The 26,350-nt window shown below is 38.2% G+C and carries 27 protein-coding genes; 12 read left to right on the forward strand and 15 right to left on the reverse strand.

The features are described 5' to 3' along the window. Positions 1-21: 21 nt before the first annotated feature. Genes CLV96_RS08315 through CLV96_RS08330 form a run of 4 tightly spaced genes read left to right on the forward strand, consistent with a single transcriptional unit; the run spans position 22 to position 5,483 of the window. Entirely contained in the window at positions 22-1,872 is a 1,851-nt protein-coding gene (locus tag CLV96_RS08315) for an adenylate/guanylate cyclase domain-containing protein (protein WP_004784274.1), read from the forward strand. Then, positions 1,869-3,773 (forward strand): FecR domain-containing protein, encoded by a 1,905-nt coding sequence (locus tag CLV96_RS08320; RefSeq protein ID WP_004785916.1) that lies wholly within the window; start codon positions 1,869-1,871, stop codon positions 3,771-3,773. The genes CLV96_RS08315 and CLV96_RS08320 overlap by 4 nt, the downstream gene beginning before the upstream one ends. Then, positions 3,770-4,834 carry a hypothetical protein gene (locus tag CLV96_RS08325; protein WP_004786501.1) on the forward strand — a complete coding sequence of 355 codons (1,065 nt, stop codon included), beginning with the start codon at positions 3,770-3,772 and terminating at the stop codon, positions 4,832-4,834. The genes CLV96_RS08320 and CLV96_RS08325 overlap by 4 nt, the downstream gene beginning before the upstream one ends. 52 nt (positions 4,835-4,886) lie before the next feature. Next, entirely contained in the window at positions 4,887-5,483 is a 597-nt protein-coding gene (locus CLV96_RS08330; RefSeq protein ID WP_239671248.1) for a hypothetical protein, read from the forward strand. Here CLV96_RS08330 and CLV96_RS08335 read toward each other — a convergent pair. The 3 genes from CLV96_RS08335 to CLV96_RS08345 are packed head-to-tail and all read right to left on the reverse strand — an operon-like array spanning position 5,456 to position 8,542. Beyond that, positions 5,456-6,553 (reverse strand): DUF1574 domain-containing protein, encoded by a 1,098-nt coding sequence (locus CLV96_RS08335; protein ID WP_004785913.1) that lies wholly within the window; start codon positions 6,551-6,553, stop codon positions 5,456-5,458. The genes CLV96_RS08330 and CLV96_RS08335 overlap by 28 nt on opposite strands. A gap of 8 nt (positions 6,554-6,561) precedes the next feature. Further along, a complete protein-coding gene (locus CLV96_RS08340; RefSeq protein WP_004787743.1) occupies positions 6,562-8,040 on the reverse strand; it encodes an MBOAT family O-acyltransferase in 1,479 nt (492 codons plus the stop codon). A 1-nt stretch (position 8,041) separates the two neighbouring features. Next, on the reverse strand, positions 8,042-8,542 hold the full coding sequence (locus CLV96_RS08345; RefSeq protein ID WP_265369609.1) for an NYN domain-containing protein: 501 nt from the start codon (positions 8,540-8,542) through the stop codon (positions 8,042-8,044). Between the two features lie 51 nt (positions 8,543-8,593). On the opposite strand from CLV96_RS08345, the gene CLV96_RS08350 reads away from it, so the two are divergent. Further along, positions 8,594-9,346 (forward strand): SDR family NAD(P)-dependent oxidoreductase, encoded by a 753-nt coding sequence (locus tag CLV96_RS08350; RefSeq protein ID WP_004785382.1) that lies wholly within the window; start codon positions 8,594-8,596, stop codon positions 9,344-9,346. Between the two features lie 2 nt (positions 9,347-9,348). Beyond that, a complete protein-coding gene (locus tag CLV96_RS08355) occupies positions 9,349-10,794 on the forward strand; it encodes an FAD-binding oxidoreductase (RefSeq protein WP_004787408.1) in 1,446 nt (481 codons plus the stop codon). On the opposite strand, the gene CLV96_RS08360 is transcribed toward CLV96_RS08355, so the two are convergent. Genes CLV96_RS08360 through CLV96_RS08390 form a run of 7 tightly spaced genes read right to left on the reverse strand, consistent with a single transcriptional unit; the run spans position 10,791 to position 17,078 of the window. Further along, positions 10,791-11,927, reverse strand: coding sequence for an LptF/LptG family permease (locus CLV96_RS08360; protein WP_004786442.1), 1,137 nt, complete (start codon positions 11,925-11,927; stop codon positions 10,791-10,793). The two genes, CLV96_RS08355 and CLV96_RS08360, sit on opposite strands and share 4 nt — an antisense overlap. Then, complete coding sequence (locus CLV96_RS08365; protein WP_004787548.1) at positions 11,924-13,207, reverse strand: PP2C family protein-serine/threonine phosphatase; 1,284 nt, start codon at positions 13,205-13,207, stop codon at positions 11,924-11,926. The genes CLV96_RS08360 and CLV96_RS08365 overlap by 4 nt, the downstream gene beginning before the upstream one ends. Further along, positions 13,204-13,629: an acyl-CoA thioesterase gene (locus tag CLV96_RS08370; RefSeq protein WP_004787258.1), complete on the reverse strand. Its 426-nt coding sequence runs from the start codon at positions 13,627-13,629 to the stop codon at positions 13,204-13,206. Before CLV96_RS08370 ends, CLV96_RS08365 begins: the two co-directional genes overlap by 4 nt. A gap of 6 nt (positions 13,630-13,635) precedes the next feature. Further along, positions 13,636-15,777 carry a penicillin-binding protein 1C gene (gene pbpC / locus CLV96_RS08375; protein WP_004786094.1) on the reverse strand — a complete coding sequence of 714 codons (2,142 nt, stop codon included), beginning with the start codon at positions 15,775-15,777 and terminating at the stop codon, positions 13,636-13,638. Further along, on the reverse strand, positions 15,755-16,369 hold the full coding sequence (locus tag CLV96_RS08380; RefSeq protein ID WP_004785368.1) for an RsmD family RNA methyltransferase: 615 nt from the start codon (positions 16,367-16,369) through the stop codon (positions 15,755-15,757). Before CLV96_RS08380 ends, pbpC begins: the two co-directional genes overlap by 23 nt. Beyond that, positions 16,370-16,897, reverse strand: coding sequence for a hypothetical protein (locus CLV96_RS08385; RefSeq protein ID WP_004784590.1), 528 nt, complete (start codon positions 16,895-16,897; stop codon positions 16,370-16,372). A 1-nt stretch (position 16,898) separates the two neighbouring features. Beyond that, positions 16,899-17,078, reverse strand: a complete 180-nt coding sequence (locus tag CLV96_RS08390) for a hypothetical protein (RefSeq protein ID WP_004787310.1) — start codon at positions 17,076-17,078, stop codon at positions 16,899-16,901. 157 nt (positions 17,079-17,235) lie between these two features. Between CLV96_RS08390 and CLV96_RS08395 the strand changes: the two genes are divergently transcribed. The 5 genes from CLV96_RS08395 to CLV96_RS08415 all read left to right on the forward strand — a co-directional run bounded on the left by CLV96_RS08395 (position 17,236) and on the right by CLV96_RS08415 (position 20,556). Continuing rightward, positions 17,236-18,165 carry a hypothetical protein gene (locus CLV96_RS08395; protein WP_004784358.1) on the forward strand — a complete coding sequence of 310 codons (930 nt, stop codon included), beginning with the start codon at positions 17,236-17,238 and terminating at the stop codon, positions 18,163-18,165. Then, positions 18,162-18,578, forward strand: coding sequence for a hypothetical protein (locus tag CLV96_RS08400; RefSeq protein ID WP_004787620.1), 417 nt, complete (start codon positions 18,162-18,164; stop codon positions 18,576-18,578). The genes CLV96_RS08395 and CLV96_RS08400 overlap by 4 nt, the downstream gene beginning before the upstream one ends. Beyond that, positions 18,571-18,984, forward strand: coding sequence for a SufE family protein (locus CLV96_RS08405; RefSeq protein ID WP_004786959.1), 414 nt, complete (start codon positions 18,571-18,573; stop codon positions 18,982-18,984). Before CLV96_RS08400 ends, CLV96_RS08405 begins: the two co-directional genes overlap by 8 nt. A gap of 74 nt (positions 18,985-19,058) precedes the next feature. Next, positions 19,059-20,240, forward strand: coding sequence for a serine hydrolase domain-containing protein (locus CLV96_RS08410; RefSeq protein ID WP_004787652.1), 1,182 nt, complete (start codon positions 19,059-19,061; stop codon positions 20,238-20,240). Positions 20,241-20,244: 4 nt separating this feature from the next. After that, positions 20,245-20,556: a hypothetical protein gene (locus CLV96_RS08415; RefSeq protein WP_004786598.1), complete on the forward strand. Its 312-nt coding sequence runs from the start codon at positions 20,245-20,247 to the stop codon at positions 20,554-20,556. 8 nt (positions 20,557-20,564) lie between these two features. Here the strand turns inward: CLV96_RS08415 and CLV96_RS08420 are convergent, their stop codons facing one another. The 3 genes from CLV96_RS08420 to CLV96_RS08430 are packed head-to-tail and all read right to left on the reverse strand — an operon-like array spanning position 20,565 to position 23,653. Continuing rightward, positions 20,565-21,482, reverse strand: a complete 918-nt coding sequence (locus CLV96_RS08420) for an energy transducer TonB (RefSeq protein ID WP_004785812.1) — start codon at positions 21,480-21,482, stop codon at positions 20,565-20,567. Next, complete coding sequence (ruvB, locus tag CLV96_RS08425) at positions 21,463-22,488, reverse strand: Holliday junction branch migration DNA helicase RuvB (protein ID WP_004785931.1); 1,026 nt, start codon at positions 22,486-22,488, stop codon at positions 21,463-21,465. Before ruvB ends, CLV96_RS08420 begins: the two co-directional genes overlap by 20 nt. A 1-nt stretch (position 22,489) precedes the next feature. Then, entirely contained in the window at positions 22,490-23,653 is a 1,164-nt protein-coding gene (locus tag CLV96_RS08430; RefSeq protein ID WP_040917253.1) for a trypsin-like peptidase domain-containing protein, read from the reverse strand. A gap of 123 nt (positions 23,654-23,776) precedes the next feature. Between CLV96_RS08430 and CLV96_RS08435 the strand changes: the two genes are divergently transcribed. Beyond that, the gene (locus CLV96_RS08435; RefSeq protein WP_004786584.1) at positions 23,777-24,334 is read left to right on the forward strand and encodes a DJ-1 family glyoxalase III; all 558 of its coding nucleotides are present in this window, start codon (positions 23,777-23,779) and stop codon (positions 24,332-24,334) included. A 13-nt stretch (positions 24,335-24,347) separates the two neighbouring features. Here CLV96_RS08435 and CLV96_RS08440 read toward each other — a convergent pair whose 3' ends face one another. Then, positions 24,348-24,704 carry an STAS domain-containing protein gene (locus CLV96_RS08440; protein WP_004785286.1) on the reverse strand — a complete coding sequence of 119 codons (357 nt, stop codon included), beginning with the start codon at positions 24,702-24,704 and terminating at the stop codon, positions 24,348-24,350. 43 nt (positions 24,705-24,747) lie between these two features. Further along, the gene (locus CLV96_RS08445) at positions 24,748-26,349 is read right to left on the reverse strand and encodes a carboxyl transferase domain-containing protein (protein ID WP_004784344.1); all 1,602 of its coding nucleotides are present in this window, start codon (positions 26,347-26,349) and stop codon (positions 24,748-24,750) included. Between the last annotated feature and the right edge of the window lies 1 nt (position 26,350).

The raw sequence follows: 26,350 nt of genomic DNA on the forward strand, positions 1-26,350 counted from the left end.
GTTGGTAAAAGTACCAATGATATGAAAACGATTCTGCTCAAACTACGCACCCTCTTTTCCAAGGATTCCCACCTCCATGGGGAATTGCAGTTTCCAATTCGATACAAACTCCTTCTCATTACCTCGGTTGTTTTGCTGATCTCCATGTCTGGGATCATCTTTTTGGCATCTTATTTTTTTAGAAAGGACAGTGAGGTTCGGGTAAAAGAAAACAATATCAAAATCAATGAAATCCTATCTCTAAAAGTGAAGTCGGATTTACATTCGATGAAACAAGACGTTCATATCACAGCATCTGCCATTCTTAGAAACCCTGGCTCTGCCAATGCGATCGCCAAAGAATTGTTTGAGGAAGACCAAAATTTTCTATTGATCGGTGCTTATGATGCAAGTTTAAATCCAAAATTTGAGGCACTCAACGATGCTTTTTTACAAAAGTATGATTACCAAAAATCAGAAGTGAAAGGATTACTAAAAAATATCCAACCCAAGTTAAAAAAATCTTTTGGTGGAACTACAGTGATCTGGAATGCAAGTCCACATTTTCGCCACCCCATCCTTTGTTTGAGTTTCCCTCTATCGGAATCCAAAGACACGCACACAATACTTGTAACCTTAGTCAAACTTGATAGCCTACTTGATGCCTTCCAAACCTCAGGTCCCGTAGAAACTTTTTTAGTCAGCGAAGATGGAAGTGTACTCGCCCATCCAGATGCCAAAGTTGTTTTATCTGGCATTAACCTTAATGACCTTCCCATTGTAGAAAGGATGAAAAAATCGACAGTGGACAATGGACAATTTCGATATGAAGCCAAAGACGGAGTTTCTTATCTTGGATCTTTCAAAAAACTTGGATTAGGTGGTGTTGGAGTCATATCACAAGTTCGCGAAGCAAAAATATTTGAAGAAGTCAACAATATCCAAAAACGAAATGTTTACATATTAATTGTTTCACTTGCTCTATCTTTTATTGTAGTTTATGTTTTTGCAAAATCTTTATCAACACCCATTTTAAAATTGGTGGACGCTTCGGAAGAAATCAGAAGGGGAAATTACCATATTGAACTTCATGCTACCACACATGACGAAATTGGAACGTTGACCAAATCGTTTGTGAGTATGGGACGAGGATTAGAAGAACGGGAAAAACTAAAAGATTCCTTTGGTCGATTTGTGAACCAAGACATTGCTGAATTAGCAGCCAAAGGGCGACTCTCCATTGGGGGTCAAAGAAAATATTGTACAATTTTTTTCTCAGACATTCGAAGTTTTACTGCGATTTCAGAGAAACTACAGCCGGAAGAAGTTGTGGAATTTTTGAATCAGTACATGACAGAGATGGTGAAATGTGTACAAGAAACAGGAGGGACGGTAGATAAGTTTATCGGAGATGCCATCATGGCAACTTGGGGAGCCCTTCGCGATCATAAACAACATGCAAAGTCCTCCATTGAAGCAGCTTTAAGAATGCGGGATAAACTCATCGAGTTCAATAAAGGTAGGGGAACTGTCAAAAAACCCATCATCCAAATTGGCTGCGGAATTAATACTGGTTATGTGATCGCAGGACAAATCGGAAGCGCCGATAAAATGGAATACACTGTCATTGGAGATTCGGTTAACCTTGCTTCTCGAGTTGAATCTCTCAATAAAGAAACCCATACGGATATTCTCATCACAGAAACAACATACCAAGAAATAAAATCTGACTATCATGTCATTAGTATGGGAGAAATTGAGTTAAAAGGTAAATCCAAAGCTCAAAAAGTATATGCCGTGCTTGGAAGAAAATCTGATCCCAATTACCCAAAAAACTTAAGCGAACTGCAAAAGTTAGTTGGAATTACAGTTGTGAAGAAGGGGAAAAAATGAATTTAGACAAACGAGACCGACTCGTCTTATTCACCCTTTTAGGTGTTGCTATCCTTTTTTCTATTTTGTTTTATTTAGATTTGAATCGAAAAATTGGAATTGGAGATCGCGAAGTAGTAGGAACCATATTTTTCAAAAACAATATTGTTCAAAGAAAATTTGAAGATGAAGTAATTTGGGAAAAATTAGAAAACAATAGCCCACTCACAAACAAAGACACAATCCGTTCGGAAGCATTTTCTGATGCACTCATCCGCCTGAAAGATGGAACAGAAATCAATATTGATGAAAACTCAATGTTTAACTTAGATTTGACTGGAGAAGAACCAAACCTTGAGTTTAGTGAAGGTTCATTAGAAGTTAAAAAAAATGATTCCAAACCAAATCAAATTAAGATCACAAGCTCAGGTAGTGAAATTAATGTGGATTCAGGGAATGTAAAAATAGAAAAAACAAAAGAACGAGAACTTAGTTTATTTGTTGAAAAAGGGAAAACTACAGTCAAACACCAAGACGGAAAGTCTGTTTCTGTAGAAGAGGGCAAAAAAGCGGAATTCAAAAAAACAGGAATCGAAATTAAAAAAATTCCTGTCGTTTTGATTTCTCCAACTTCTCAAAAGTTATTTTATGCTGAGCCAGACGAAGTATCTGTTCTTTTCCAATGGAAAACTGAATCCGGGTACGGAGACCCTGTTTTGGAAATTTCCAGGTCACCTAACTTTCAAATGACGTTAATCAATGAAAAAGTAGAAGGTAACCAAAGTTCATTTCGACTAAAAGAAGGAACTTTTTATTGGAGATTAAAAGTTAAAAACAAAGTCGATTCAGGAATAGAATTTAGCGAAACAGGTAAGTTCTTTGTTACAAAACTGGAGTCCTTCCAAGGAGAATCGCCTGAGTCGGGATCTATCATTCCTTTTGTTCAAACCTTTCCACTCGTAACTCTTAGTTGGACAAAACTCACAACTGCCAACTCTTACCAGCTGATTGTATCCAACTCGCCTAAACTCACAAATCCAATCAAACAATTGGAAACCACTGCCAATCAAATTTCTTATGATGATTTAAAAGAGGGAACCTATTATTGGAAGGTAATTGCCAAGTCTTCCTTTTCGGATACAAAAGATAGAAGTAGCCAAGTCCAATCTTTTATTATCAAAAAACAAAATACGGTTCCAACACCGAAATGGATGAGACCTGCTAACGGATCGGAAATTTCATTGGATGAGATCAAACAAAACCAGGCTATTTTGATTTGGGATGGAAATGCAGAATTAAAATCTTATCAGTTGAAAATTGCAAAAGATTCCAAAATGACATCAATTGTTTTTACAGAAGAAACAGCTTCCAATTTTCTTGTACCCAACTGGAACAGTTTAGGAAAAGGAACTTTCTTTGCAACAGTCACAGGAAAATCAAAAGAAGGAAAAGAGACAGAAACTTCTGCCCCTCTCAGTTTTACCGTGGTGGACCAGAAGAAAAAACTAGATCCTGTCGAAGAAATTACATCTAATAAGCCAGATCAAAAATTAGATCCTAAACTGGAAATGATGTCTCCGAATGGAACAATTGTTCAGATGAAAGGAAAATCCAGTTTGGATTTCCAATGGAAAGTAACAGGTGTTACGGGAGAACGATATGATTTGGTATTGTATCAACATAGTGGAGACAAAAAAACAGCCATCTACAAAATTACAACCAAAGATTCCAAACATAGTTTAAAAGATTTAAGTATCCTTGATGAAGGATCTTTTTCCTGGGATTTAAGTGTTTATAAAGATACAACTTTGTTATTTTCTAAAAAAGGAAGTTTTATCTTAGCTTTAGATCAATTTAAGTCTTTGAAACCTTCTGATATTGAATTCATTTCTCCAAAACGCTTGTATAAAGAAAAAAGATGAAACTAAATACAAAACATTTTATCATTATCTTTTGGTTTGTTTCTTTTTCCGTTGGAGCACAAGACGGAACTAAACTCATCGCATGGAAACCAATACCCGATGCAAATGGTTACCAAATCCAAATCAAAGAAAAAACTGGGAAAGTTGTGATTGATAAAAAAATCGAAACACCATTCCACTCTATTGAAGAACTCCCATCTGGTGTTTATCTTGTCCGAACTGCACCCTTAAACCTCTTCAAAAAACCAGCGGTTTGGTCTGTTTGGAAAGATTTAGAAGTCATTATCTCTGAACCACCCAAAGTTGTCATTGAAGACGAAAAACCTATCATCCTTCCAAAATCAGAATCTAAAGATGAAAAAACCATTTCAAACATAACGATCGAAGGGGAACATTTTTTAGATGCAACGAAAGTGGATCTGACAAAAAAAGAAGAGTCTCTTCCTATCCTTAGTAAAGAAGTAAAATCACCAGAAAGAATTGATCTGAAAGTTGATACTACTGATGCAAAGTCTGGGCCATATGATTTGACAGTAACCAACCCTTACCAAAAACCAAAAGTAGTTTCTAATTTTGTAAAAGTAGAAGAACCAAAACATAATTCAGGAACTGATGCTAAAGATGAATCCCCATCATCTCTTTCTTTGAATACCAAAGACAGTTCTGGAATTAAAAAAACGAAAGTATCAATTCCGAAAGGTAAACCGTTCCGCGATTTTACATATGAAGAGATGCTCGCATTTTTAGAATCTGATGTTGCAATCAATTGTAAAAATACAAAAGTCCCAGCATTGACATTAAGTGAATGCCACAAAACTTATGTTATATTAAACTTTTCGAGCGATGACAATCTTTCTGTATTTGAATTTTATAAATTGATCAGCGAAAATGAATCGGATCGAACCAGTGCGTATTTGTACTTTAGCAAAAACTGTTCTCCCAAATTCCGACCCGCCTTCGAACGGATGGAACTGCAATGGAAAAATCGAATCAATCTAGACCCGGATGAACGCCAATCATTACTCCAAGAATTGACTAAATTTCGAAGTTGTTCTAGGTAAATTCCTATTCTTTTGCTTGTAAGGAATCGCTTTTTTTAGTCCTATTAGGAGAATGAGATATTCTTTGATTGCATCGGTTGGAATCACTTTGGTCACAATGCAGGCCCTACATTCCGAACCATCCGTTCTGAGCCAAAATGTGAAAGAAGTCACAACAAGAATTCAAGATTTGGCCCTTTATCCTACTCTTTCTAAAAAAAGACTATATGGTGCTGTTGCCAAAGGCGGTGCCATTCGATTTGATCTAAAGGCTGGAGAATCATCTCCTCAATCCATTGGCATTGGCGTGGCCACTGATGGAAAATTAAAAGAATGGGTTCTCACAGTATATTCAGGCAATGGACAAAACGAAAATCCAACTATCCTAAGGAAAGAAAAGATCGAGGGAGAAACGCAATGGGTTTTTGAATTATTGGCACCACCAGAAGAAATTACAGTGGAAATCCAAAATCTAAATTCCGATACCCATGTCTCCGTAGTAGAAATAGTTCATGGTTATTATTATGGATACTCAGTGGATAAGGAAAACAACAACAAACCTCAACCACAAAATCCTACCAAACCAAATCCGACCGACCCAGAAAAACTTTCACCCAATGATATTCAGAATCGAACTGAATTCTATCGAGCTCCTTTTACAAAGGATTGAATTAAATTCTTAAAAATAAAATCCGTATACTCATCATAGCACGTCGGTGACATATGGCCTGCATCACTAAAATTGTTGCAGGTATAATTTGCATCATCATTCATATTCCAAAACGGAACTCCATTTTGTTTATGGTATTCGATCATTCTTGGATACCAATCATGATACACAGTGTCCTCTTTTCCATTACCTACAGATACTTTTAGATTGCGAATGTGATCCATGTAAGGCAAAGACAAGCGAACCCAAATGACTGCCGAAGGAACTCCAAGTTCTTTTGCTAACTGCAATGATTGGTTTGTAAAATTTAAAACCTGATCTGAAAAATGAAATGGTACTAAATAGGAATGAAAATCCCCAATAGCAGATTTTTTTAATAACTCGGGAGGAAGCACTGACTGGTGAGTTCCCGGAGTCATCGCAGACCCTTTTCCTTTATTCAAATTTGCCATCAAACTATTACGTAATTCACGGTAAGGATACAAAAAGGCTTCTTTGTTTTTTGCACGCACCAGAATGACTTCCAATTTAGGTCGGTATTGATACGCACGGAACATTCTCTTGGCGATAAGAGTTGAAATATCATCTGTCGAAAATAATGAAAAGTGTTTCAATACAAAAGATACATTTAATCCATTTGTCAAAGTTTCATCTACTTTTAATGTAGCAGAAGAATTATACATTTCGACGGAATGATCGAACAAAAAGAAATCAGGTTTTACATTGTCTTTATGAAACTCTTCCATCCATTGCAATACATAATCAGGTTTTCCACCTGGGACAGAAAAATTAAACATTACCCAACCTGGATATTTTTTATGAATGTATTCGTTATCAAACAACAAGGCGCGGGAATTACCAAAGTAAACCAAAACTTTATCTCGATCTTTGTTTGCTAAATAAACTTTTAAATCCTCATACAACTGATGTTTTTGTATGTAATTTATATCGGAAAGTGACTTTGAAAAATAAGTATGTACGTTTTCGAGAAGTAATAATTTATCTAAACAAAAAGTAAGAAATACAACTAAAAAAGGGACAAACAAATATCTGTTACGAATTAAATCCACAATGTCTCCTAAAAACGATAATAAATAAATTCTCCGCCATCTTGAGAGAGAGTAGCGAGGAGAAAGATAGTGACAATGCCAAGCACGGGAACAAGCCATACATCATGTTTGCGGATACGATCCCAATACTCTGGAACATATTGGATGTGATGAAAAAATAATAAAGCAATGGAAGTATAAAAAATTCGTTCTAGGTTTTCAATATGTTGGAATCGAAATGAAGAACCACTTCCTAAAAGTGAAGTTGCAGAAACTAACCACTCATTCGAATCACCAACAAACATAACTTCTAAACTATGGGAAAAGTGAGTAAAAATTCCGTGGAAGTGTTCCACCATATTAGTTGCATTGTTCGAACGAAACATTAGTCCCGAAATAGAAAACAAAACAAAAACAATCAATGCTTTGATTACCATGAGAAATTTGTTTTTTTGGGGAGTCAATTTCCAACCAAGATTATCTTCTAAATATCGTTCTCCAGCAAGAATCACACCCCAATAAAATCCCCAACAAATAAAAGTATAATCGGCCCCATGCCAAAAACCACCGAGAGTCATAATGATGATTAAGTTTAAATAAGTGCGAAGCTCCCCTTTACGTGAACCACCCAATGGGAAATAAATATAATCTCTTAACCAAAAAGAAAGAGTAATGTGCCAACGTTTCCAAAGTTCTCTTCCTGATGTGGAGAAAAAAGGTGCTTTAAAGTTTTCTGGTGTTTCAAATCCCAAATACAAAGCCACAGATCTTGCCATGTCGGTGAGTCCAGAAAAGTCACTGTATACTTGGATCGCATAACAGATCCCGGCGATGAACAAGGAAAAAGAATCATACTCGGCAGGAGAACCAAACACAGGCGAGATGGTGAGTGACATAGGATCAGCCACTAGAACTTTTTTTACAAGGCCAGACATTAGTAAATAAGAAGCACGATACATCTTTTCTTTATTAGGAGTCAGTTTGTCCAGATTTGGAAAAAAATCAGACATCCGCATAATAGGCCCTGCAATCAAAACAGGAAAAAATGCCACAAATAGGAAATAATCTTCTACCCGAACCAATGGTTTCGATGAATCGCGGTAAGTGTCTACAGCAGCTGCAATCACTTGAAATGTATAAAAACTGATTGCCAGTGGTAAAGCAATGTGGATGAGATCAGGTACTTGTTTAAAGAACGGATAGTTAGTTAGATCAGCAAGAACCTTACTGAAAAAATAAATATATTTAAAAAAGCCTAAGTTGATGAGATTGATTGCGACTGTAAAACCAATCCAAAACTTTGTAGGACTTTCCTTGATTTTACGATACAGAAGATAATTGATACCAATGACAATAAGAAAATGAACTGTTAGTGCTAATGAAAAATAAGCATAAAAACAGATTCCTGCAAGTAACAGGAAAAACTTTCTAACCTCTTTTGGGATGACCCAATAGAGCAAATAAACAACGGAAAAAAAGATTAAAAATGGGATTGAATTGAACAACATATCAAGGAAGGAATTGTCTCTCCCAGTAATCGGTTTCTGAACTTGGTGTCAATCCTTCTTTCAGGTGGTTAAATTCCGTTTCGTCCTCTTCTGTTTCCCTTTTCAGCCACTCTGCATAAAATTCTTCCGAACTCATTCGTTTGGCTCGAATCCTTCTTGCAAAACTAATGATCTCTTTATCGGAAGATACCACCAAACATTGCGAAGGTACTGGACATAAGTTTAGGTATCCAATGATGAGTTCATCAGCTTTTTTTTCATGACTGTAATGAAGGGAAAAATCACCTATTTCTTCTGAATAACAATCGGATGTAAAATCCTTCTTTCCATCAAAAAAGACGAGAACTTTCGTTTGTTTCTTTTCTGAATAGAATCGTTTTAAATGGGTAAGTAACCCATCCCGGGCATCTTGTAAGCGGTATTCCCCCAAACAAAAAGCCAAATCAGGAAATTTATACATTAGATTCATCCCGTCGATCAGGATTCTCTCATTTACGGGCACAACCCTATTGAAACCACTTGCCAGATTCGATTAAACCAAAAAAACGTAAACATGGGGAAAAAAATAATCATCGTCGGTGCCTCGAGTGGGATCGGAAAAGCCATTGCAGAAGCAGAATTGAACGCAGGAAATTCCGTGGTCCTTTTGGCAAGAAGGGAAAAACCATTAGAGTCCATTGCTAAAAAAGCAAATTCATCCAAAGAAAAAAGGGCCTTTCCTTTGCCCTTTGATGTGACAAAATTTTCCACAGCAGAAAAAACATTTGGGAAAGCTGTCTCTCTCCTTGGGGGGTTGGACGAAGTGTATTTTGCTTCTGGAGTGATGCCCGAAATTTCTCCTAATGAATACAATACGACCAAGGACTTAGAAATGCTAAATGTAAACACCTTAGGTGCGATTGCTTTTCTAAATCCGGCTGCAACTTATTTTACCAAACAAAAGTCAGGGAAAATTGTCGGAATCTCTTCTATCGCAGGGGAACGTGGCCGAAAGGGAAATCCCGTTTACAATACATCCAAAGCTGCACTTAACACATATTTGGAAGCACTTCGCAATCGTTTGTCTGAATTCAATGTCCAAGTAACAACCATTAAACCAGGCTTTGTTTTTACTGAAATGACAAAGGGACTCAAACTCCCAGAAAAAGGATTACTAAAGGCGATCACTGCAGAAGAAGCCGCAGAAAGGATTCGCAAAATCGTTGCTAGTGGTAAAGATGAAGCATTTGTTCCAGGCATCTGGGCTCTGGTTGGTCTTATCATTCGCAACATTCCCAATTTTATTTTTAAAAAACTGAGTATATAATTATGGTCGCAAAAAAAACAAAATCCATTCCTGAAATTAAAGTTCCTAAAAAGGAAAAAGTGGAAGCATGGGGGATGAGTTCTTTTTCTCAATCTCCCGTATTTCGTCCAGAAACGGAAGAAGAAATCAAAGAACTCTTTATTTGGGCCAATCAAACAGGCACCAAAGTTGCGTTACGCGGCGGTGGATGTAGTTATGGAGATGCTTCTACTAATACAGATGGAGTTGTTTTAGATCTAACTCATTTTAATAAAGTTTTAGATTTTAACCTAAAAACTGGTGTGATGACAGTGCAGTCAGGTGCAAGAATCAAGGATCTTTGGGAAACTGGAATCGAAAATGGTTTTTGGCCACCAGTAGTTTCGGGAACGATGATGCCAACACTTGGGGGAGCACTTTCCATGAACATACATGGAAAAAACAACTTCAAGGTAGGAACCATTGGTGAACATATCAAAGAGTTTACCTTTCTTACGGCCAAGGGAGATATTCTAGTTTGTTCTCCTAAAAAAAATACAGATTTATTTTATTCTGCGATTTCCGGCTTCGGAATGTTAGGTTGTTTTTTGACAGTCCAAATTAAAATGAAACCAATCTACGCTGGAAAAATGAAAATTGATCCAGTTTATGTAAGGAACTTCGATGAGTTATTTGCTTATTTCGAAGAACATTATAAAACTTCTGATTATTTAGTTGGCTGGATTGATGCTTTTGCCTCGGGAAAATCTATGGGTAGAGGGCAAATTCATAAAGCTACCAATCTAAAAGAAGGAGAAGATCCTGACTTTCCTGGTAATTGTTTATTAGAAAGACAACACCTCCCTTCTCGCCTGTTCTATGTAATTCCTAAAAAGTGGATGTGGATCCTTATGCGTCCTTTTAGTTTTAATTTTGGGATGAGACTGATCAATTTGGCAAAATGCATTGCAAGCATTCTCGTAAACAATAAAGCCTATTACCAAGGTCATGCGGAATATGCATTCCTTTTGGACTATGTTCCCAATTGGAAATTTGTTTACAAACCGGGTGCGATGATCCAATACCAAGTGTTCATCCCAAAAGAAAACGCCAAACAAGCATTCCGTGAGATTTTTACCATTTGCCAGGAACGTGGAATAGTAAACTATCTATCTGTTTTCAAAAAACACAAACCAGATCCTTTTTTACTCACCCATGCTGTGGATGGATTTTCTATGGCGATGGACTTTCCTGTAACCAAAGGAAATAAAGAAAAACTTTGGGCACTTTGTAAAGAGATGGATGAGATTGTGTTAAAACACAAAGGAAGATTTTATTTTGCAAAAGACTCTACCCTTCGCAAACGTGTGATGGAGTCCTATTTTCCTAAAGACAATCTAAAACGTTTCTATTCCCTAAAGAAAAAATATGATCCAAAGGGAATTTTACAAACGGATCTTTACAAACGAGTGTTCTTAACAGAAAATTAAATATTCATTCTTCTATACAAGTAATAGGCTGCAGAAGTAAAAATCACTGGTGTCATCCACATTCCAATCCAAATGGGTAAGGCACCATTCTCAGCCAAAGTTTTTGCAGTCGAATTCAAAATATAATACAACAAAACAACTGCAATGGTTAGACCAAGACTTGCAACACCTGCAGATCGTTTTGTGATAGCACCAGCAAGAGCTCCGAGAGTGACAACCACAAATGACATCAATGGCATCGCAAATGCCATATGTTGTTGGATGATCACATTTCGAAAAGGAATCCCTTTGGTAATCCTTGACTCAATTTCATCCGCAAGTTCAAAAAAGTTCATCTCTTCTGGATTTCGAATTGGTTTGGAAAAATAAGCTAAATCCTCTGGGAAGTCATAAGTTTTTTCAGCGTATTTTGTTCGAGAAACAAGTTCTAAGTTTTCATTAAAGCGAACTTCTTCGGCATCATACAATACCCAACTATGCGGGGATGGAATGAATTTTGCTTTTTGAGAAGATACAGTGTAAGTTGGATGCCCATCTGGAGTGATTTCGATATAATTGAACCCACCTTTGACAGTATTATCTTTTTCATCGATCCAATAGACGTAATAGAATCCTTTTTTACCTTTGATATGCAATTGGTAGACAAAATCAATCAAACGATTGGATCCCTTTGCCATAATGCTATATTCAATTTGTGCTCTTTTGTTGGCAGGAATCACAACGATTTGCCCAAACAAAGTCATAATGAGCCACATGGAAATTCCAAAAAACAAAATGGGGGTGATGATACGTATGAAAGAAACGCCTGCCACCATCATGGCAACTAACTCTTTGTTTACACTAAATTGTCCGATCACAAAACAAACAGAAAACATCAAAGCTGGTGCCACAACTTGATCCACCATCGAAGGTAAGGAATACAAAACATGTAAATATACATGCACTTGGTTCACCTTGGAAGAAACCAAATACTTCATCACATCTGTGAATTTATAAATCACAATCATAGACGTTAACATGATGAGTGTTCCAATAAAGGTTTTGAAAAAATCTAAAAATAAATAACGATCTAATGTTCGAAAAGGGATGAACTCTCTTTTGAACCAGAAAAATGGTGTTAACAACAAATTCATAAAATTTCCAGTAATAACATACTCATATCGTCGGAAATTCGTTTTGCCGAAAATGACATGGAGTCCTCATATAGAGCATTCAAAAATTCTTCACCTTTTTTGTCAGAATGATTTTTTATGGATGTAAACAAATGTTCGTCTCCATAAATCTCTCCGGCCTCGTCAAAAACTTCTAAAATCCCGTCGGAATAGAGTAAAATGCGGTCTCCTGAATTAGGTGTGATCGTAAAATCTTTTAAATTGGGCTTTAAATAGGAAACAATCAAAGTCCCCATCCCTTCCATAAATTTTGGATCAGAGTCTTTTTCAATTCGGATGAGAGGCGGATGACCAGCAATGGAATACTGAATTTCTTTTGTATTTGTATCAACAAATAACACACAAGCACTAATATGATTATTAGGAACTAACTCTTGTAAGTCGCTATGAATTGACTTCAAACAAACAGATGGTTCATTTTGATTTCCATGAATTTTGAAAGCAAGCACAGCCATGGCAGAAACCATAGCAGAAGCAATTCCATGCCCAGACACATCAGCAAAAAAAAGTGCTAACTTTCCGTCTTCTCTTTGCAAATAACTAATGGCATCCCCACCCACTTGGTCAAATGACCTAAAAAAAGAATGGAGGCGAATGCCTTTTGTTTTAGGCCATTCCGTAGTTACTAAATTGGACTGAGTTTCATTTGCCAATTCAAGTTCGTTCAACATACGATCCTGAAACCCTTTGAGTTGGGATTCTGATACACGAAGTTTTTCTACAGAACTAAGGCGAATGTTCAGCGTGAGATATGATACAAGAGCTGGTGTGATGATGGAAGAAAGATAAAGAGGTAAATCAACTTGTGGTTCTTTCGTATAAATTCCAATGATAATCCCTGCAGAAGTGACTGTCCCTAAATAAGAAACAAGAGAGCGACGATCAACAAAACTAACTCCAATACAAGATAAAACCAAAATCATCCCAACCAAATAACCAATGTAAAGTGAATTCCAATACAAAAGAATTAGGGAATGTGTACTCATCGTGTAAAAGAAAAACAACATGATGGATTGGATTTGATTCCGAACCCAATCAGAAAAGTAAGTTGCGATGAAAAAAATTAATGTAACCGAAGCATGTAAAATACGAATCCATTTAGGATCATACAATCCTAAATCATCCGTGGGTGCAAAAATTCCAAAACCGATAAAACTAAAAAAGACAATGAGACAAATTCGTGAAATTTTCATCACCTCATCATCAAGTTTAAATCGATCTTGGAAGGAAGATTTTATCATACCAAATGATTAGATCCAAATTTTGTTTTAAAATGTTCGGGAAGGGCAGAAGGTTTTTGTAATTCAAAATCAAACCAAACAAAGGCAGCATTTCCCGTTAATACACATTCTTCATTTTCATTCCACATAGAACAAATCACAGTAAAAGCTCTGGAAGAAATAGAATCCACTTCTAACGTGATTTCTAAAGTAGCAGGAAAAACAACTTGTTTGCGATAGTCCATGTCAAGATGTGTTAATACAGGACCGGCTTTCACTGGTTTTAATGGAGAGTCCCACAATCCTTCTTTTGTGAAATAATCAGCCCTAGCAGATTCAAAGTATCTAACATAAGTTACATTATTTACGTGGCCGAAGGCATCCATTTCTCCCCAAACAACTTGTTGGGTGAATTTGTGTTTATATTTGATTGGTTTTGGCATGTGTTGTTATCGAACTTCAAATAAAGAAAGAGATAAAACTTTACCATCTCTATCTTTTACTTGCAAACGATATTCTCCCTTCTTTGGTTCCCAGAGGTAAGGACCTCCGACAGACCCAATCTTTTCATCGTTTAAATAATAAGAATACGAAACATCGTAAGAACTGAAAGTAAAGAGGATTTTTTGGCGCCCCAATGGAATGTCTGGATCTAAAGCAAAGATACTTCCATTCACAGGAGTGAGGATTCTTGTCACCTTAGTCCTCTCAATCCTACTTTCTTTAGTCAAGGACGAATTGGGAATTGAATCTAATGAAATTCCCTCTTCTGGTTTTTTTAATTTGGAACCAATTGACTCATGGAATAAATCCATTGTCTCTCGCCACACGGGAGCAGCGCCAGTGATCCCCGAAACATCTAACATGGGGCTCCCCGTTGGATTTCCTACCCATACTCCTACGGTAAAAACTTCCGAATAACCAATACACCAATTGTCCCTCATATCTTGACTAGTGCCGGTTTTTACAGAAGTGTAATAAGCAGTAGATAAAAAATTATCCCAACCGAATCCGAGTGACCTTGCTTCCCTATCTGCGAGGATTTCCGAAACCATATAACTTGTTTTAGGTGAAAATACTCGCCTAGATTGTGATGAAACATCTGAAAGATCAAATTTTAGTTCAGAGTACATCCCATCATTGGCTAATGTTCGATATGCGTTGGTCAATTCCAAAAGTGTAATATCAGCTGTCCCAAGAGCCAAAGAGGGTCCATAAAACTCAGGATACCGAAGGCCCGAAATTCCAAGTCGTTCTAATACCAGAATGAACTCATTGATGTCAAGAAAGGACAACGCACGAATGGCAGGAATATTTAATGAAGAACCTAGACTTTCTCGGACAGTTACATTTCCCTTATAAGACTTATCATAGTTTAACGGCCGATAAATTCCTTGGTAAACAGGAATGCCCACGGGAGAATCGGAAAGAATGGAATCGGGTGTCAGTTTATTTTCTTCAAAGTTCTCTGCATATACAAAAGGTTTTAAGGTAGATCCCACTTGTCTTTTGCTTCGAATGAGGTCCAATTTTGATACTGAACTTTCGTCACCAATATTAGGTACATAAACCAAAACTTGGCCAGTGCGATTCTCTATTACAATCACTGCCCCGTCTTTTACATTTTTATTCGCTAGGGTTTTTACATTGCGTTTTAGAATCTCTTCTACTTTTCTTTGGAAATTTAAGGATAATGAAGAAGTCAGTTGCGAATTATTTTTTTCTTCATTTTTGTTTTTTTTCTCAATAGAAAAATCTAAAATTGTTTTTGTATAAAGAGGAACAAAGGATGGATATTGGGGATAATCTAAATTTCGAAACAAACTTTCCCTAACAAGCCGAGAAATGGATTCACAATCATCGATGCCATCTCTTTCTTTTTTTAACAAACAAACTCGTTTGATTACTTTTTCAATTGGACTTTGGGGAGAACGAATGAGAGCAGAAAGAACATAAGTTTCATTAGGTGTTAAAGACTCAGGAGATTTCCGAAATAAACCTTTACTTGCAGAACTGATTCCTTTTAATTCCCCTCTAAAATAAATCAAATTGATATAAGCAGTAAAAATTTCTTCTTTTGACCATGTTTCCTCTAATTCTACTGCTCTTTGGATTTGTTTTAATTTTTGAAAGATAGTCTTTCGTTTTGATCCAGAGGATTTTAATTCTGGATCTAAAATTGAAACCAGCTGCATGGTGATCGTTGATCCACCGCGTAATGATGATCCCGTAAGGTTTCCCCAAAAAGAAGAAATGAGCGCATTGGAATCAATCCCCTTATGTTCAAAGAAACGTTTGTCTTCCGCATGAACCACAGAATCAATTAAAAACTTGGGAAACATCTCGTATTCTATCCATTCTTCAGATCGGAAATCTTTTCGGGTTCGATATCTTTGGATGAGTTCCCCGCTTCGATCAAACACCTGAATGTCGGAAGGAAGATACTCTGACTTAACTTCCTTGTAGGTTGGCAAAGACCAAAGAGTGGAAGTACAAAAAAGAAATCCTATGATCAAAAAAAAAGAAAAGAGTTTATTTCGAATGAATCCAAAAAAGGAAGATTTTGTTTTACCGATCTGAGTTCTCGGCATTTTCATAACCTGTTTCAATGATAAAGTGACTTCCATACTCTCTCACTTTATGTGGGAGATCCGCCCAAATTTTTGTAGTGGGTTGGTGTTCCGGTATCTGGCATAAAATTAGAAAAGGTTTTTTTAAAGTGAGACAAAAGCTATATAGGCCCTCTAACATCTCTTTCATTCTCGTGGGTGTTTCGGACCAGTAAGTGTATGGTGGATCCAAATAAAAGATATAAGCCGACTCTTCGCCTAATTCCCACTTTAATGTATGTTTGGTTGCATCTTTTCGAAACAATTGAACATTGGGAAGTCCACGAAAAAGAGAATGAAGCTGTCTAAACCGAGCTTGGTCTAATTCATAAGTCAGAAGCCGATGAACAGAAAGGCTATAGGCTTCCGCAGAAATTTGTCCACTGCCGGCAAAGTAATCACAAAACAAAACAGAATCAAAACCCAGACCCCAGGAAAGCAGGCGTGAATCCATAAGAGAAAAAATTGCTTTTTTGATAAGGCTATTGGTAAAATTCAAATGCCCCGATACATCGGATGGTGCGGGAATTTCTTTTCCTTTCCATTTCCCTTGTGAAACACGTAGTCCTTTCATTCATTTACCAGAAGATTTGATTTCCTCAAGTTGCGATAACACATGTTTGGAGGGAGAATTCGATTCAATTTCAGAAAAAACCTTTTTGGCTTCTGATTCATTTTTTAGATCCATAAGACCAAGTCCGTACAATAGAAGGGCATCATTGTATTTAGGACTGTGTTTCCCCGATTTTTGGAAATCTTTTCCCCATTCAATGAGCAAATCTGATTCACCAAAAACAAGTGCCCTCTCCATAAACAAATAGATAGCATTCCAATAATGTGTCGACGATCTAAAGTTAGGTGGAGCATCTTTAACCACCTTAGTTTTCAATTGTGCCCAATTTTCTTCTGTGGAAACGTAGAGGAAAAAAATCCGGGGATCTTTCTCTCCCTCCGTTCCATTTAAATACTGCAAGGACTGTTTGGAGACAGTCGCGTAATTTCCTTTTTTAAATTCTGTATAGAGGGTTGAAAAACCAGAGGCTTCGCCCCAAAGGAGCGAAGGTAGAATCAAAAAACCAAAAATATACTGAAAATAAGACAAATTACAGTTCGGTGATATTCGAAGATCCGCACATAGGGCAGATCAATTCCCAAGAATCGAGGTATTCGTCCTCCCCCTCGGCTTCCCAACGGTGGTCACAATCCTCACAAGCATACGTTACGACGTCTTCGTTGAGGCTATCTGCATCGAATTCGTCATCATCTAAAAAGTCATCTTCCATACCCTTCTCACTAAATCACAAAGAAAAAGCCGTGTCAAGTGGGGAGGGCAAAAAAAAATGGGAACAAACGATGGCGATTTACTCCCGGTACGAACCGCACAGAAAGAAGAAATCAAAGGCACCGCTATTTCTATTGGTTTTAGCGCTTGGGCTATCCGTGTTAGGGTTTACCTATAGAAAAGAAATTTATTTTCTTTTTGCAAAAGACCAAAGTGTCAGAGCTGAAAAAACCAAAGAAAAAACAATCGAACTCTGGAAATCAGGAAATCTGAAAGAAAAAGATATTGAAGATTTCCAATCCATTGCGACCACCTATTCAGAAAAAGATCCGACAGATCCAGTTGCCTTCCATTTGATTGCACGGAGTTTGTTTTGGAATTTATATCGAATTGGAATTTATTTTGACCATGATAGTTTGATCTTACATTTAGGATCGGAATTCCAAAACTTCATTGGGAGCTCTGTTTTGGCGGATTCCACTTTGGATTCGATCTTTTGGAATGCTAGGACTGCAGAATCTTTTTCTTCTTCTCCATTTTCTGATTGGGAAAATAATAAAGTATTGTTGTTCTTAGGGGAAACTCACCGCCAAGTCAAACGACCACAAGTATTGATTAACGAATATGGAAATTTGGATCGTTCTAAACTTTCTCCCGAATTCCAAACTGTTTATATTTGGTTACTCACCTTCAACACGATGTTAGCTGGTGATGCAATAGGTCTTGATAAACTCATCACCATAACTAAAGATCCAACATACAAAGCCGGTATCCAATTCACTCCTAGAGAAGAGAATTTTTTAAGAGGTCTTGGTAAATTTTATAAAAAAGACTATGTTGGTGCATTGTCTCTACTCAGGCAAGCCAAGTCAAATAATCCAGACCGAATTACAGAAACTTCTATCATTACGGAAGCTACAATCTTTCACTTACAAAATCTTTCGCAAAAAGGGATTGATCTCTTAGAAGAATTTTATATTTCATCGGGCAAAAAAAATCCAGAGATTCCACTCCTTGTAGCAAAAATGGTTTCTGAAAAACCAGGAACCAAAACAAAATTGGATTTAACATCGGAAAAAAAAGAATGAAAGTTCTCTGCTTTTCATTTACTAATTTTTTTTCTAAAACCTTGGCAAAGAACCTAACGGTAATAATTTTACCTACACTTGCCTTTTCCGTTTTATTTCCTCATTGTGGTTTGTTCTATAAAGGAGTACCCCAAGCAGGAGAATTCTGTTATGTACTCGCCAAACCTCCTGAATGTTTGTACGTCGACTTCGAATCCAAAAAGCTCATTTGGAATGATGCAGAATATAATCTGGAAGAAAAACTCCGCATGGATTATTTTTTTAAATCCAATGGAGAGCTGTATGAACTCACCGTCTCCACTGTCAATCGAGTGGAATTAAAAAATCTAACTACAGCAAACTTTAACAAATTCTATATGAGAAAAAAAGATAAGTTTGTAGAAATTCCAACACCGAGCACCAAGCATGAGTAAGACGATCAAGGAAATTCAAAAAGAAATTATCGCAGAGTTTGCTGATCTAACTGATTGGGAAGAAAAATTCCAATATCTCATTGAGTTAGGTGAAGAACTCCCTCCCTATCCAGATGAAAAACGAACAGAAGAATATATAGTCCCTGGTTGCCAATCTCGAGTTTGGGTCGCACCAAAATTAGAATCAGGAAAATTAGAATTTGATGCGGATAGTGATACTGCATTGACAAAAGGTCTTATCGCAATTTTGATACGGGTATTTTCAGGACAATCTCCAAAAGATATAGCGGATGCCTCACTGGGTTTTATTGAAGAAGTAGGTCTTGCTAAGTTTCTTTCTATTTCGCGAAGGAACGGACTTTTCTCTATGGTACAAAAACTAAAGGGATACGCAGAAAAAGTTTAATCCCTTTCTTTTTTCCTTTGCAATCTATTTCAACCTCGCATAGAATTCTGAAACGAATCTGAACTAGGAATTCTATGAAACGAAGCCTTATCTTTCTCCTTTTATTAACCTTTGTACATTGTGGCAAAGACCTTTCTCCTTTTGGTGGTGAACCAGAAGTAACTGCTCTCAAATCCCGATTAAAACCGGAATGGCCAAATCCCAACTGGAAAGTTGTCTCTCCTGAATCCGTTGGAGTTTCTTCCAGCAAACTAGGATTAGTAGAAGAATATGCTTTTACAAGAACTGGTGATGAAACTGATAGAAAAGGTAGAAGAACTGATGCTCTCGTGATTCTAAGAAATGGAAAACTCATTTATGAAAAATATGCGAGGAACTTTTCCGAAGACAAAGTACATTTAACCTGGTCAGTCTCTAAAAGTATTCTACAAACCATGTATGGAATTGCTGTCAAACAAGGTCTTGTTAAGTTAGACGATCCTGGTTATTACCATTATGAACCTCTTAGCCGTGATGAAGCTCATAAAAAAATTACCATTCGACACCTTCTCAATATGTCCTCAGGACTTGCCGCTGAAGAAGGATACGAAAGCGGACCCCTAAAATCTTCTGTGATTGCAATGTTGTATACCAGAGGTCGCAAAGACATGGGCACATTTTGTAGTGCCCTTCCACTTCGTGCAGAACCAGGAACCCAAGTTTATTACTCCAGTTGTGATACCAATATCCTTTCTGCCATTTTGAAAAAAGTTTACGGAGCAGAAGAATACGACAAACTTCCTTTTGAAAAAATCTTTAAACCTCTTGGGATCACAAATGTAACCTTCGAAAGAGATGGTTCTGGAACTTACGTTGGTTCTTCTTATCTTTATATGACTGCCAAAGACTTAGCAAAAATTGGATACTTGTATTTGAATGATGGAATTTGGAACGGAGAACGTTTGTTACCTGAAGGATGGGTTCAGTTCACAAGAACTCCTGCCCCTGGATACAAAACCACTCCTTATTCAGAAGACTTAGCAGAAGACAATTATACAGCTCACTGGTACGCTAACACTGGCGTTCCCGAAAGAGGAATCCACGAACCTTGGCCTGACGCCCCCAAAGATACCTTTGCCGGCCTTGGTCACTGGGGGCAAATGTTGTATGTAATTCCCAGTCTTGATTTAATCATTGTTCGATTTGGAGATGATCGTGAAAAAGCATTCATCAAAAATGATTTTTTAAAATTAGTGAAAGAGTCTGTAATTCGGTAACCTTATGAAAAGAAAAATTTCTGTGATCCTCTCTTTGTTATTTTTGTTTATTTTGTTTTGGGCGCAATGGAATTGGAAACATCTATCCAGTTTTCCATCCATCATCTCTAGTTTTTATTCAAAAGAATATTGTAGTTGTTACTTTGTGATGCAACTTTCCGAAGAGCAGTGCCATAACTTTGCTCGTCAGTGGGTTCCCGTTAGCGAATTCAAACTCGACAAAGACAATATGTCAGTAACTGTCAAGGGACTTGGACGAACCAATACGGCAAAGTATCTCTCGAAAGAGTATGGTTGTACTCTAGTGACGGATTAAACTCAATACTAACGGTAATAACGAATTCCCGGAAAGATGAAGTTAATTCCAAAGATTAGCCCTTTGGATTTGACTTCTTCTGGAACAGGGCCAAAATTTTGACCTCGAATGGAATCCATACAAGCTTGGTCGACTACGACCTGACCTTGTGATGTTACCAAACGGACGTCCAGCACTTGGCCTTGTTCGCTTAACATAAATAAAACTTTAGTTTCCCCTTCTTTGATACCTTCTCTTGCCACAACGCCGGCCATATCTCGGTAGGCATAATTCCCTCCACCCGGTGGGGCAAAAGATTCTTCAATTCGTTTCAACATGTTTTTGAAGTAATAATAACCTGCTAATTGTTTGGTGGGGATTGTAAGGGCTTTGGCTCCGTCCCATCGAAACAAAAAGTCTTGTTGGAACCTATAGTTAAAAGGAATTTTTGTCATTTGTCCGGAACTTGCGGCTTGGTTCGGACTTTCTTCTGCGTTAGAATTGGTTTTTGGATCGGCTTTAAAAATTCCTACTTCAAAAAGTTCTTCTTCCTTGGATTGTTCTGATTTGGGTTGGGCTTTGCTTGGAGTGGAAGCAGAACTTCCCATAATGAATTCACGAAATTGTGTGAGAGTATGAAATCCTTGTTTTTCCGTGAGGCCACCGCCACCAGACGAATCTTTGTTAGAGAGAGCTTTATACTCATCTTTTTTGTCCGGGTTGATGAACTGTTGTTCTACGAGGACTTCGTAAATTTTTTCTTGTTCCTTCGGCCCTAACATCTCCGCAGCTTGTTCTTCTGCCAACATCTTCCAAAGCATATTCCTGGTGATGAGGTGTGCGAGTACGAAGGAAACAATGAGGATGACAAAGGTGAAGGCAAAGAAAAGTCTACGTTCCCCTTCTTCCTTTTCAGGTAACCGGAAATCAAAAGAGAGTTGGGCCATTTTCGCGATTTTCCCCGATATTTCCAGTATACACAATTCCCAAATGTTCGTAAGCTTTTTTCGTAGCCACTCTTCCTTGGGGTGTGCGGTCAATGAGACCCACTCGGACAAGAAATGGTTCGTAAGTATCTTCTAAAGTGCGCTCTTCTTCTCCGAGCACCACAGCAATGGGTTTGATGCCTACAGGCCCTCCACCATAACGGTTGATAAGGATATCCAAAATTTGGCGGTCCACGACATCCAGGCCCAAATGATCCACTCCCATTCTTTCAAAAGCAAACCGGCATGTATCCAAACTCACAGAGTTTTCGTTACGAACTTCTGCAAAGTCCCGCACTCGTTTTAAAAGATGATTTGCAATCCTCGGAGTTTTGCGGCTTCGTTTTCCGATTTCCAAAGCAACCCCTTCCCCCAGCGAAACTCCAAGAAGTTTTGCCGAACGATCCACGATGATTTGCATTTCCCCATCCGTATAAAAATCAAGTTTCAGATGGATTCCAAACCTTGTTTTCAAAGGTTCGCTGACAAGACCAGAGCGAGTCGTAGCACCGACAAGTGTAAAGGGCTGGAGTTGGATCTGGAGGGCGTTGGCAGTGACACCTTCCCCGACAACAAGGTCCACAAAGAAGTTCTCCATCGCAGGATAGAGTAACTCCTCCTGTTTTTTAATAAAGCCATGGATTTCATCGATAAAAAGAACTTCGTTGGTTTTGAGTAAAGTGAGAAACCGAACCAGATCCGCACCCTTGGAGATGGCAGGAGCGGAAGTGGGTGTGAAGGCCACGGCAAGTTCATTGGCGATGATATTGGCAAGTGTGGTTTTCCCAAGGCCAGGAGGGCCAGAAATCAACACATGGTCGAGAGGGCTCTTTCGTTTCCGAGCCGCCTCCACATAAACCGAGAGATTGGCCAGCACCTCCTTCTGGCCGATAAATTCGGACAATTTGGTAGGGCGAAGGCTAGGTTCATCTTCGCCCGGTTGGATCCAATCTTCTCTTAAACTCACCTCAATTGGGTTTCTGCTCTGGAGTGATGGAAGTCAAGATTTCATTTTTATTTCGAATGATTTTTATCTCGATTGGTTTTCCCGTTTTGGAAGATCTCACAAAACTAACGAGTTCTTCCGGTGATTGGATTTGTTTTCCGCCGATTTCCACAATCACATCAAATAATTTTAACCCCGCTTTGTCGGCAGGAGATCCTTTCATAATTTGGCGGACAACGGCACCTTTGTTATCTTTCAGTTTCAGTTGTTCGATGTACTTTTCATTGACCGGATCAAGGCCGACACCAATCCAAGGACGAGTGACTTTCCCATTGGTTTTGATTTCTTCAGCAACCCGTCTTGCTTCATTGATAGGGATGGCAAACCCAATTCCTTCTGATCCACCGGATTGGCTCACAATCAAACGGTTGATTCCAATCACTTCTCCTCGGATATTGAGGAGAGGACCACCACTATTTCCTTGGTTGATGGCTGCATCGGTTTGGATATAGGATAAACCAGAAGCATCGATTCCCCCTCGTTGGATTGCTGAAACCACTCCGACCGTAAACGATTGTTCGAATCCAAGAGGAGCCCCAATGGCAATTGCCCAGTTCCCCACTCGCACTTTATGCGAATCACCAATCAAACTGGGCGTCAGTGTTCCTTTCGGCGCATCGATTTTTAATAAAGCTATATCAGCTGTTTCATCTGCCCCAATGAGTTTCGCTTCGAATTCTTTTTTATTTTTAAGTTTAACCGTAAACTTATCCATGTTTTGAATCACATGGTGGTTGGTCATAATATAACCGTCTTCGTTCAAAACAATTCCTGAACCAAGACCATATTGTTTTTGTTTCATCACTTGGCCCGATCCGCCTGAACGTCCAAAAAATTGATCAAAATATGGATCTGAAAAAGGATGAATCCTTACATTCACTGTCCTCTCTGTTGCAATGGAAACGACACTTGGTGAAACACGGTCAAAAACTTCCTGGAAGGCATCTTCTAAAGCAACTGCTTGGGTTTGTGCGGGTGATAATTTTTCACCACCGTCTGCTTTGAGCTGTAATGGGTTCTCGGAAGAATTTCCACAAGTAAGGATAGGGGACAAAAATGTTCCCAATAGTAAAAAACTAAAAGCAATGGCAACGTAACGTAATGGATTCGATTTTTTAAAAGTCATAGACAATCAACACTCTCTCCTAGTATATAAGACCCCAAAAGTTTCAGGAAAGTTCTCATTTCTTGGGATCGTTTTTTTACAAAAAAACTTGAACATTTTGTTCTGAGACAAACTAGTCTTAGTATGGCAAAACGAGTTTTAATTCCCCTCTGTCCCGGTTTTGAAGAAATGGAAGCCATTATTCTCATTGATGTTTTGAGGAGAGGTAATGTAGAAGTTGTCTCTCTCGGAAAATCAAAAGATCCCATCCTTGCTTCTAGAAAAACTCTCCATCTTGCTGATAAAACTTTTTCAGAAATCATTCCCAGCGAATTTGATGTTATCCTTCTTCCTGGCGGTCTGGGAGGGACGAAGGAACTGATGAAAGACCCAGAAATTAGTAAAATTCTAAAATCATTCCAAACGGAATCAAAAATGATCGGTGCCATTTGTGCGGCTCCGAATGTCCTCAGAAACTTAGACATCATCTCGGGAGAGGATCCCTATACAGCATTTCCTTCTCCAGAAGATTTGGCAAAAGGAAAAGGAGGAAAGTATACGGGTGAAAGAATTGTGTCATATAACAATGTTCACACGAGCATTGGACCTGGTTCTGCTTTTGAATTTGCTTTATATATTTTAGAAAGATTAGAAGGGAAGGAGGTGATGGAAAAAGTGAAAGCGGGTTTGTATCTCCCTTAAAATAAAACCTTGGTTAGTCGGTGGATTCCCTTTCCTCTACCAAGGAAAGAACCGCTTTTTCCTCCGAATCAAATACTTCCAAATGGCTCTCCATCCCCGTGAGTTTAAAAACTTTTGCCACCGAACCGTGTACGCTACAAACCTTCAGATTTCCATGGTATTTTTTGAGTTTGTACATGGCAGTGACCAGAGTTCCAATTCCCGAACTATCCATAAAGGGAACCTTTTCCAAGTTCACCACAATTTCATACTGGTGTTTGCGCATCTTATCATCCAGAATATCTTTCAATTCTTTTGCATTGTACAAATCAACCTCACCCTCAATGGTAATGATAACGACTTGTTTGGATGACTTTTCGTGGATGACCATTTGTAATTAGTTTCCATTCCGAATGAGAATGAAAAGTCAAAAATTACATTCGAAAGACACCAAAAGGTTTTCTTTCTTCTTTCCTTCTGCTGAGAATAGACAATGCCCTTCCCAAAACTTTACGAGTCTCAGCAGGATCAATGATCCCATCATCCCAAAGCCGAGCTGAGCTATAAACCGCAGAAGATTTTTTTTCATAATCTTCCAAAATTGGTTTTTTAAAAATGGATTCTTCCTCTGGTAGGATGGATTCCCCTGCTGCTTCTTTTTGGTCTTTTTTGACCGTCCAAAGAACATTGGCTGCTTGTTCTCCTCCCATTACAGAAATCCGTGCATTCGGCCACATCCATAAAAATTCAGGAGCAAAGGCACGGCCACACATTCCGTAGTTTCCAGCACCATAAGATCCACCAGTAACAATCGTTAGCTTAGGGACAGTAGTTGTAGATACTGCATTTACCATTTTGGCACCATCACGTGCAATACCGTTGTTTTCATATTTTTTACCCACCATAAATCCTGTGATATTTTGGAGGAACAAAAGTGGGATTCTTCTTTGATCACAAAGTTCAATAAAATGGGATGCTTTGAGGGCAGATTCAGAAAACAAAACTCCATGGTTGGCAATGATGCCTACTGGGTATCCATATACTTCTGCAAATCCTGTGACGATGGTTGTAGCATATAGTTTTTTGAATTCATGGAATCTAGAACCATCTATAATCCTTGCGATGATTTCTCTTGGATCATATGATTTTCGAGAATCCCTTTCGATGATTCCATAAATTTCTTCAGAAGGATACAAAGGTTCTTCTGTTTCTTTAGGAAGAGTTTCTGATTTTAAATTTAGGTTTTTAACGATAGAACGAGTAATTTCTAGAGCATGAAAATCATCTTCTGCATAATGGTCTGTGACTCCCGATACACGACAATGTACGTCTGCACCACCTAACTCTTCACCGGTGACTACTTCTCCAGTGGCTGCTTTGACAAGAGGTGGACCCCCAAGAAAGATGGTTCCATTCCCTTTTACAATCACAGATTCATCGGACATCGCAGGAATATAAGCTCCTCCTGCTGTACAAGAACCCATAACAACAGCTATCTGAGAAATTCCTTTGGCACTCATTCGCGCTTGGTTGAAAAAAATACGACCAAAATGGTCTTTATCCGGGAACACTTCATCTTGCATGGGTAAAAAAGCCCCACCGGAATCCACTAAGTAAATACAAGGAAGGGAATTGTTTTCGGCTATCTCTTGAGCACGAACATGTTTTTTGACTGTAAGTGGATAATAGGTTCCCCCTTTGACTGTGGCATCATTGGCAACAATCATACAGTCAACACCTTCCACTTTGCCAATCCCTGTGATGATCCCTGCGGAAGGAACAGGGTCTGGATACACATCTTCTCCCGCAAGACCACAAACTTCCATAAATTCGGTCCCAACATCAATTAGTTCGGCAATTCGTTCTCTCGCAGTTAGTTTGCCCCTAGATTTGTGTTTTTCAAGGGCTTTTTTACCACCACCTAACTTCACATTATCGATTACTTTTCGAATGGGGACCAAGGTTTCTAAGTATGCCGTTCGATTGGCCACAAATTCAGATGTATTCGGGTTCGTCTTGGAGATGATTCTTTCCATA

This window comes from Leptospira meyeri (assembly GCF_004368965.1).
GTDB classification, from domain to species: domain Bacteria; phylum Spirochaetota; class Leptospiria; order Leptospirales; family Leptospiraceae; genus Leptospira_A; species Leptospira_A meyeri.

Excerpts from the sequence above, each read along its gene's own strand:
- CLV96_RS08315 (WP_004784274.1), top strand. The coding sequence starts at position 22 with ATGAAAACGATTCTGCTCAAACTACGCACCCTCTTTTCCAAGGATTCC.
- CLV96_RS08320 (WP_004785916.1), top strand. The coding sequence starts at position 1,869 with ATGAATTTAGACAAACGAGACCGACTCGTCTTATTCACCCTTTTAGGT.
- CLV96_RS08325 (WP_004786501.1), top strand. The coding sequence starts at position 3,770 with ATGAAACTAAATACAAAACATTTTATCATTATCTTTTGGTTTGTTTCT.
- CLV96_RS08330 (WP_239671248.1), top strand. The coding sequence starts at position 4,887 with ATGAGATATTCTTTGATTGCATCGGTTGGAATCACTTTGGTCACAATG.
- CLV96_RS08340 (WP_004787743.1), bottom strand. The coding sequence starts at position 8,040 with ATGTTGTTCAATTCAATCCCATTTTTAATCTTTTTTTCCGTTGTTTAT.
- CLV96_RS08350 (WP_004785382.1), top strand. The coding sequence starts at position 8,594 with ATGGGGAAAAAAATAATCATCGTCGGTGCCTCGAGTGGGATCGGAAAA.
- CLV96_RS08355 (WP_004787408.1), top strand. The coding sequence starts at position 9,349 with ATGGTCGCAAAAAAAACAAAATCCATTCCTGAAATTAAAGTTCCTAAA.
- CLV96_RS08360 (WP_004786442.1), bottom strand. The coding sequence starts at position 11,927 with ATGAATTTGTTGTTAACACCATTTTTCTGGTTCAAAAGAGAGTTCATC.
- CLV96_RS08365 (WP_004787548.1), bottom strand. The coding sequence starts at position 13,207 with ATGATAAAATCTTCCTTCCAAGATCGATTTAAACTTGATGATGAGGTG.
- CLV96_RS08370 (WP_004787258.1), bottom strand. The coding sequence starts at position 13,629 with ATGCCAAAACCAATCAAATATAAACACAAATTCACCCAACAAGTTGTT.
- pbpC (WP_004786094.1), bottom strand. The coding sequence starts at position 15,777 with ATGCCGAGAACTCAGATCGGTAAAACAAAATCTTCCTTTTTTGGATTC.
- CLV96_RS08380 (WP_004785368.1), bottom strand. The coding sequence starts at position 16,369 with ATGAAAGGACTACGTGTTTCACAAGGGAAATGGAAAGGAAAAGAAATT.
- CLV96_RS08390 (WP_004787310.1), bottom strand. The coding sequence starts at position 17,078 with ATGGAAGATGACTTTTTAGATGATGACGAATTCGATGCAGATAGCCTC.
- CLV96_RS08400 (WP_004787620.1), top strand. The coding sequence starts at position 18,162 with ATGAAAGTTCTCTGCTTTTCATTTACTAATTTTTTTTCTAAAACCTTG.
- CLV96_RS08405 (WP_004786959.1), top strand. The coding sequence starts at position 18,571 with ATGAGTAAGACGATCAAGGAAATTCAAAAAGAAATTATCGCAGAGTTT.
- CLV96_RS08410 (WP_004787652.1), top strand. The coding sequence starts at position 19,059 with ATGAAACGAAGCCTTATCTTTCTCCTTTTATTAACCTTTGTACATTGT.
- CLV96_RS08415 (WP_004786598.1), top strand. The coding sequence starts at position 20,245 with ATGAAAAGAAAAATTTCTGTGATCCTCTCTTTGTTATTTTTGTTTATT.
- CLV96_RS08420 (WP_004785812.1), bottom strand. The coding sequence starts at position 21,482 with ATGGCCCAACTCTCTTTTGATTTCCGGTTACCTGAAAAGGAAGAAGGG.
- CLV96_RS08430 (WP_040917253.1), bottom strand. The coding sequence starts at position 23,653 with ATGACTTTTAAAAAATCGAATCCATTACGTTACGTTGCCATTGCTTTT.
- CLV96_RS08435 (WP_004786584.1), top strand. The coding sequence starts at position 23,777 with ATGGCAAAACGAGTTTTAATTCCCCTCTGTCCCGGTTTTGAAGAAATG.
- CLV96_RS08440 (WP_004785286.1), bottom strand. The coding sequence starts at position 24,704 with ATGGTCATCCACGAAAAGTCATCCAAACAAGTCGTTATCATTACCATT.
- CLV96_RS08445 (WP_004784344.1), bottom strand. The coding sequence starts at position 26,349 with ATGGAAAGAATCATCTCCAAGACGAACCCGAATACATCTGAATTTGTG.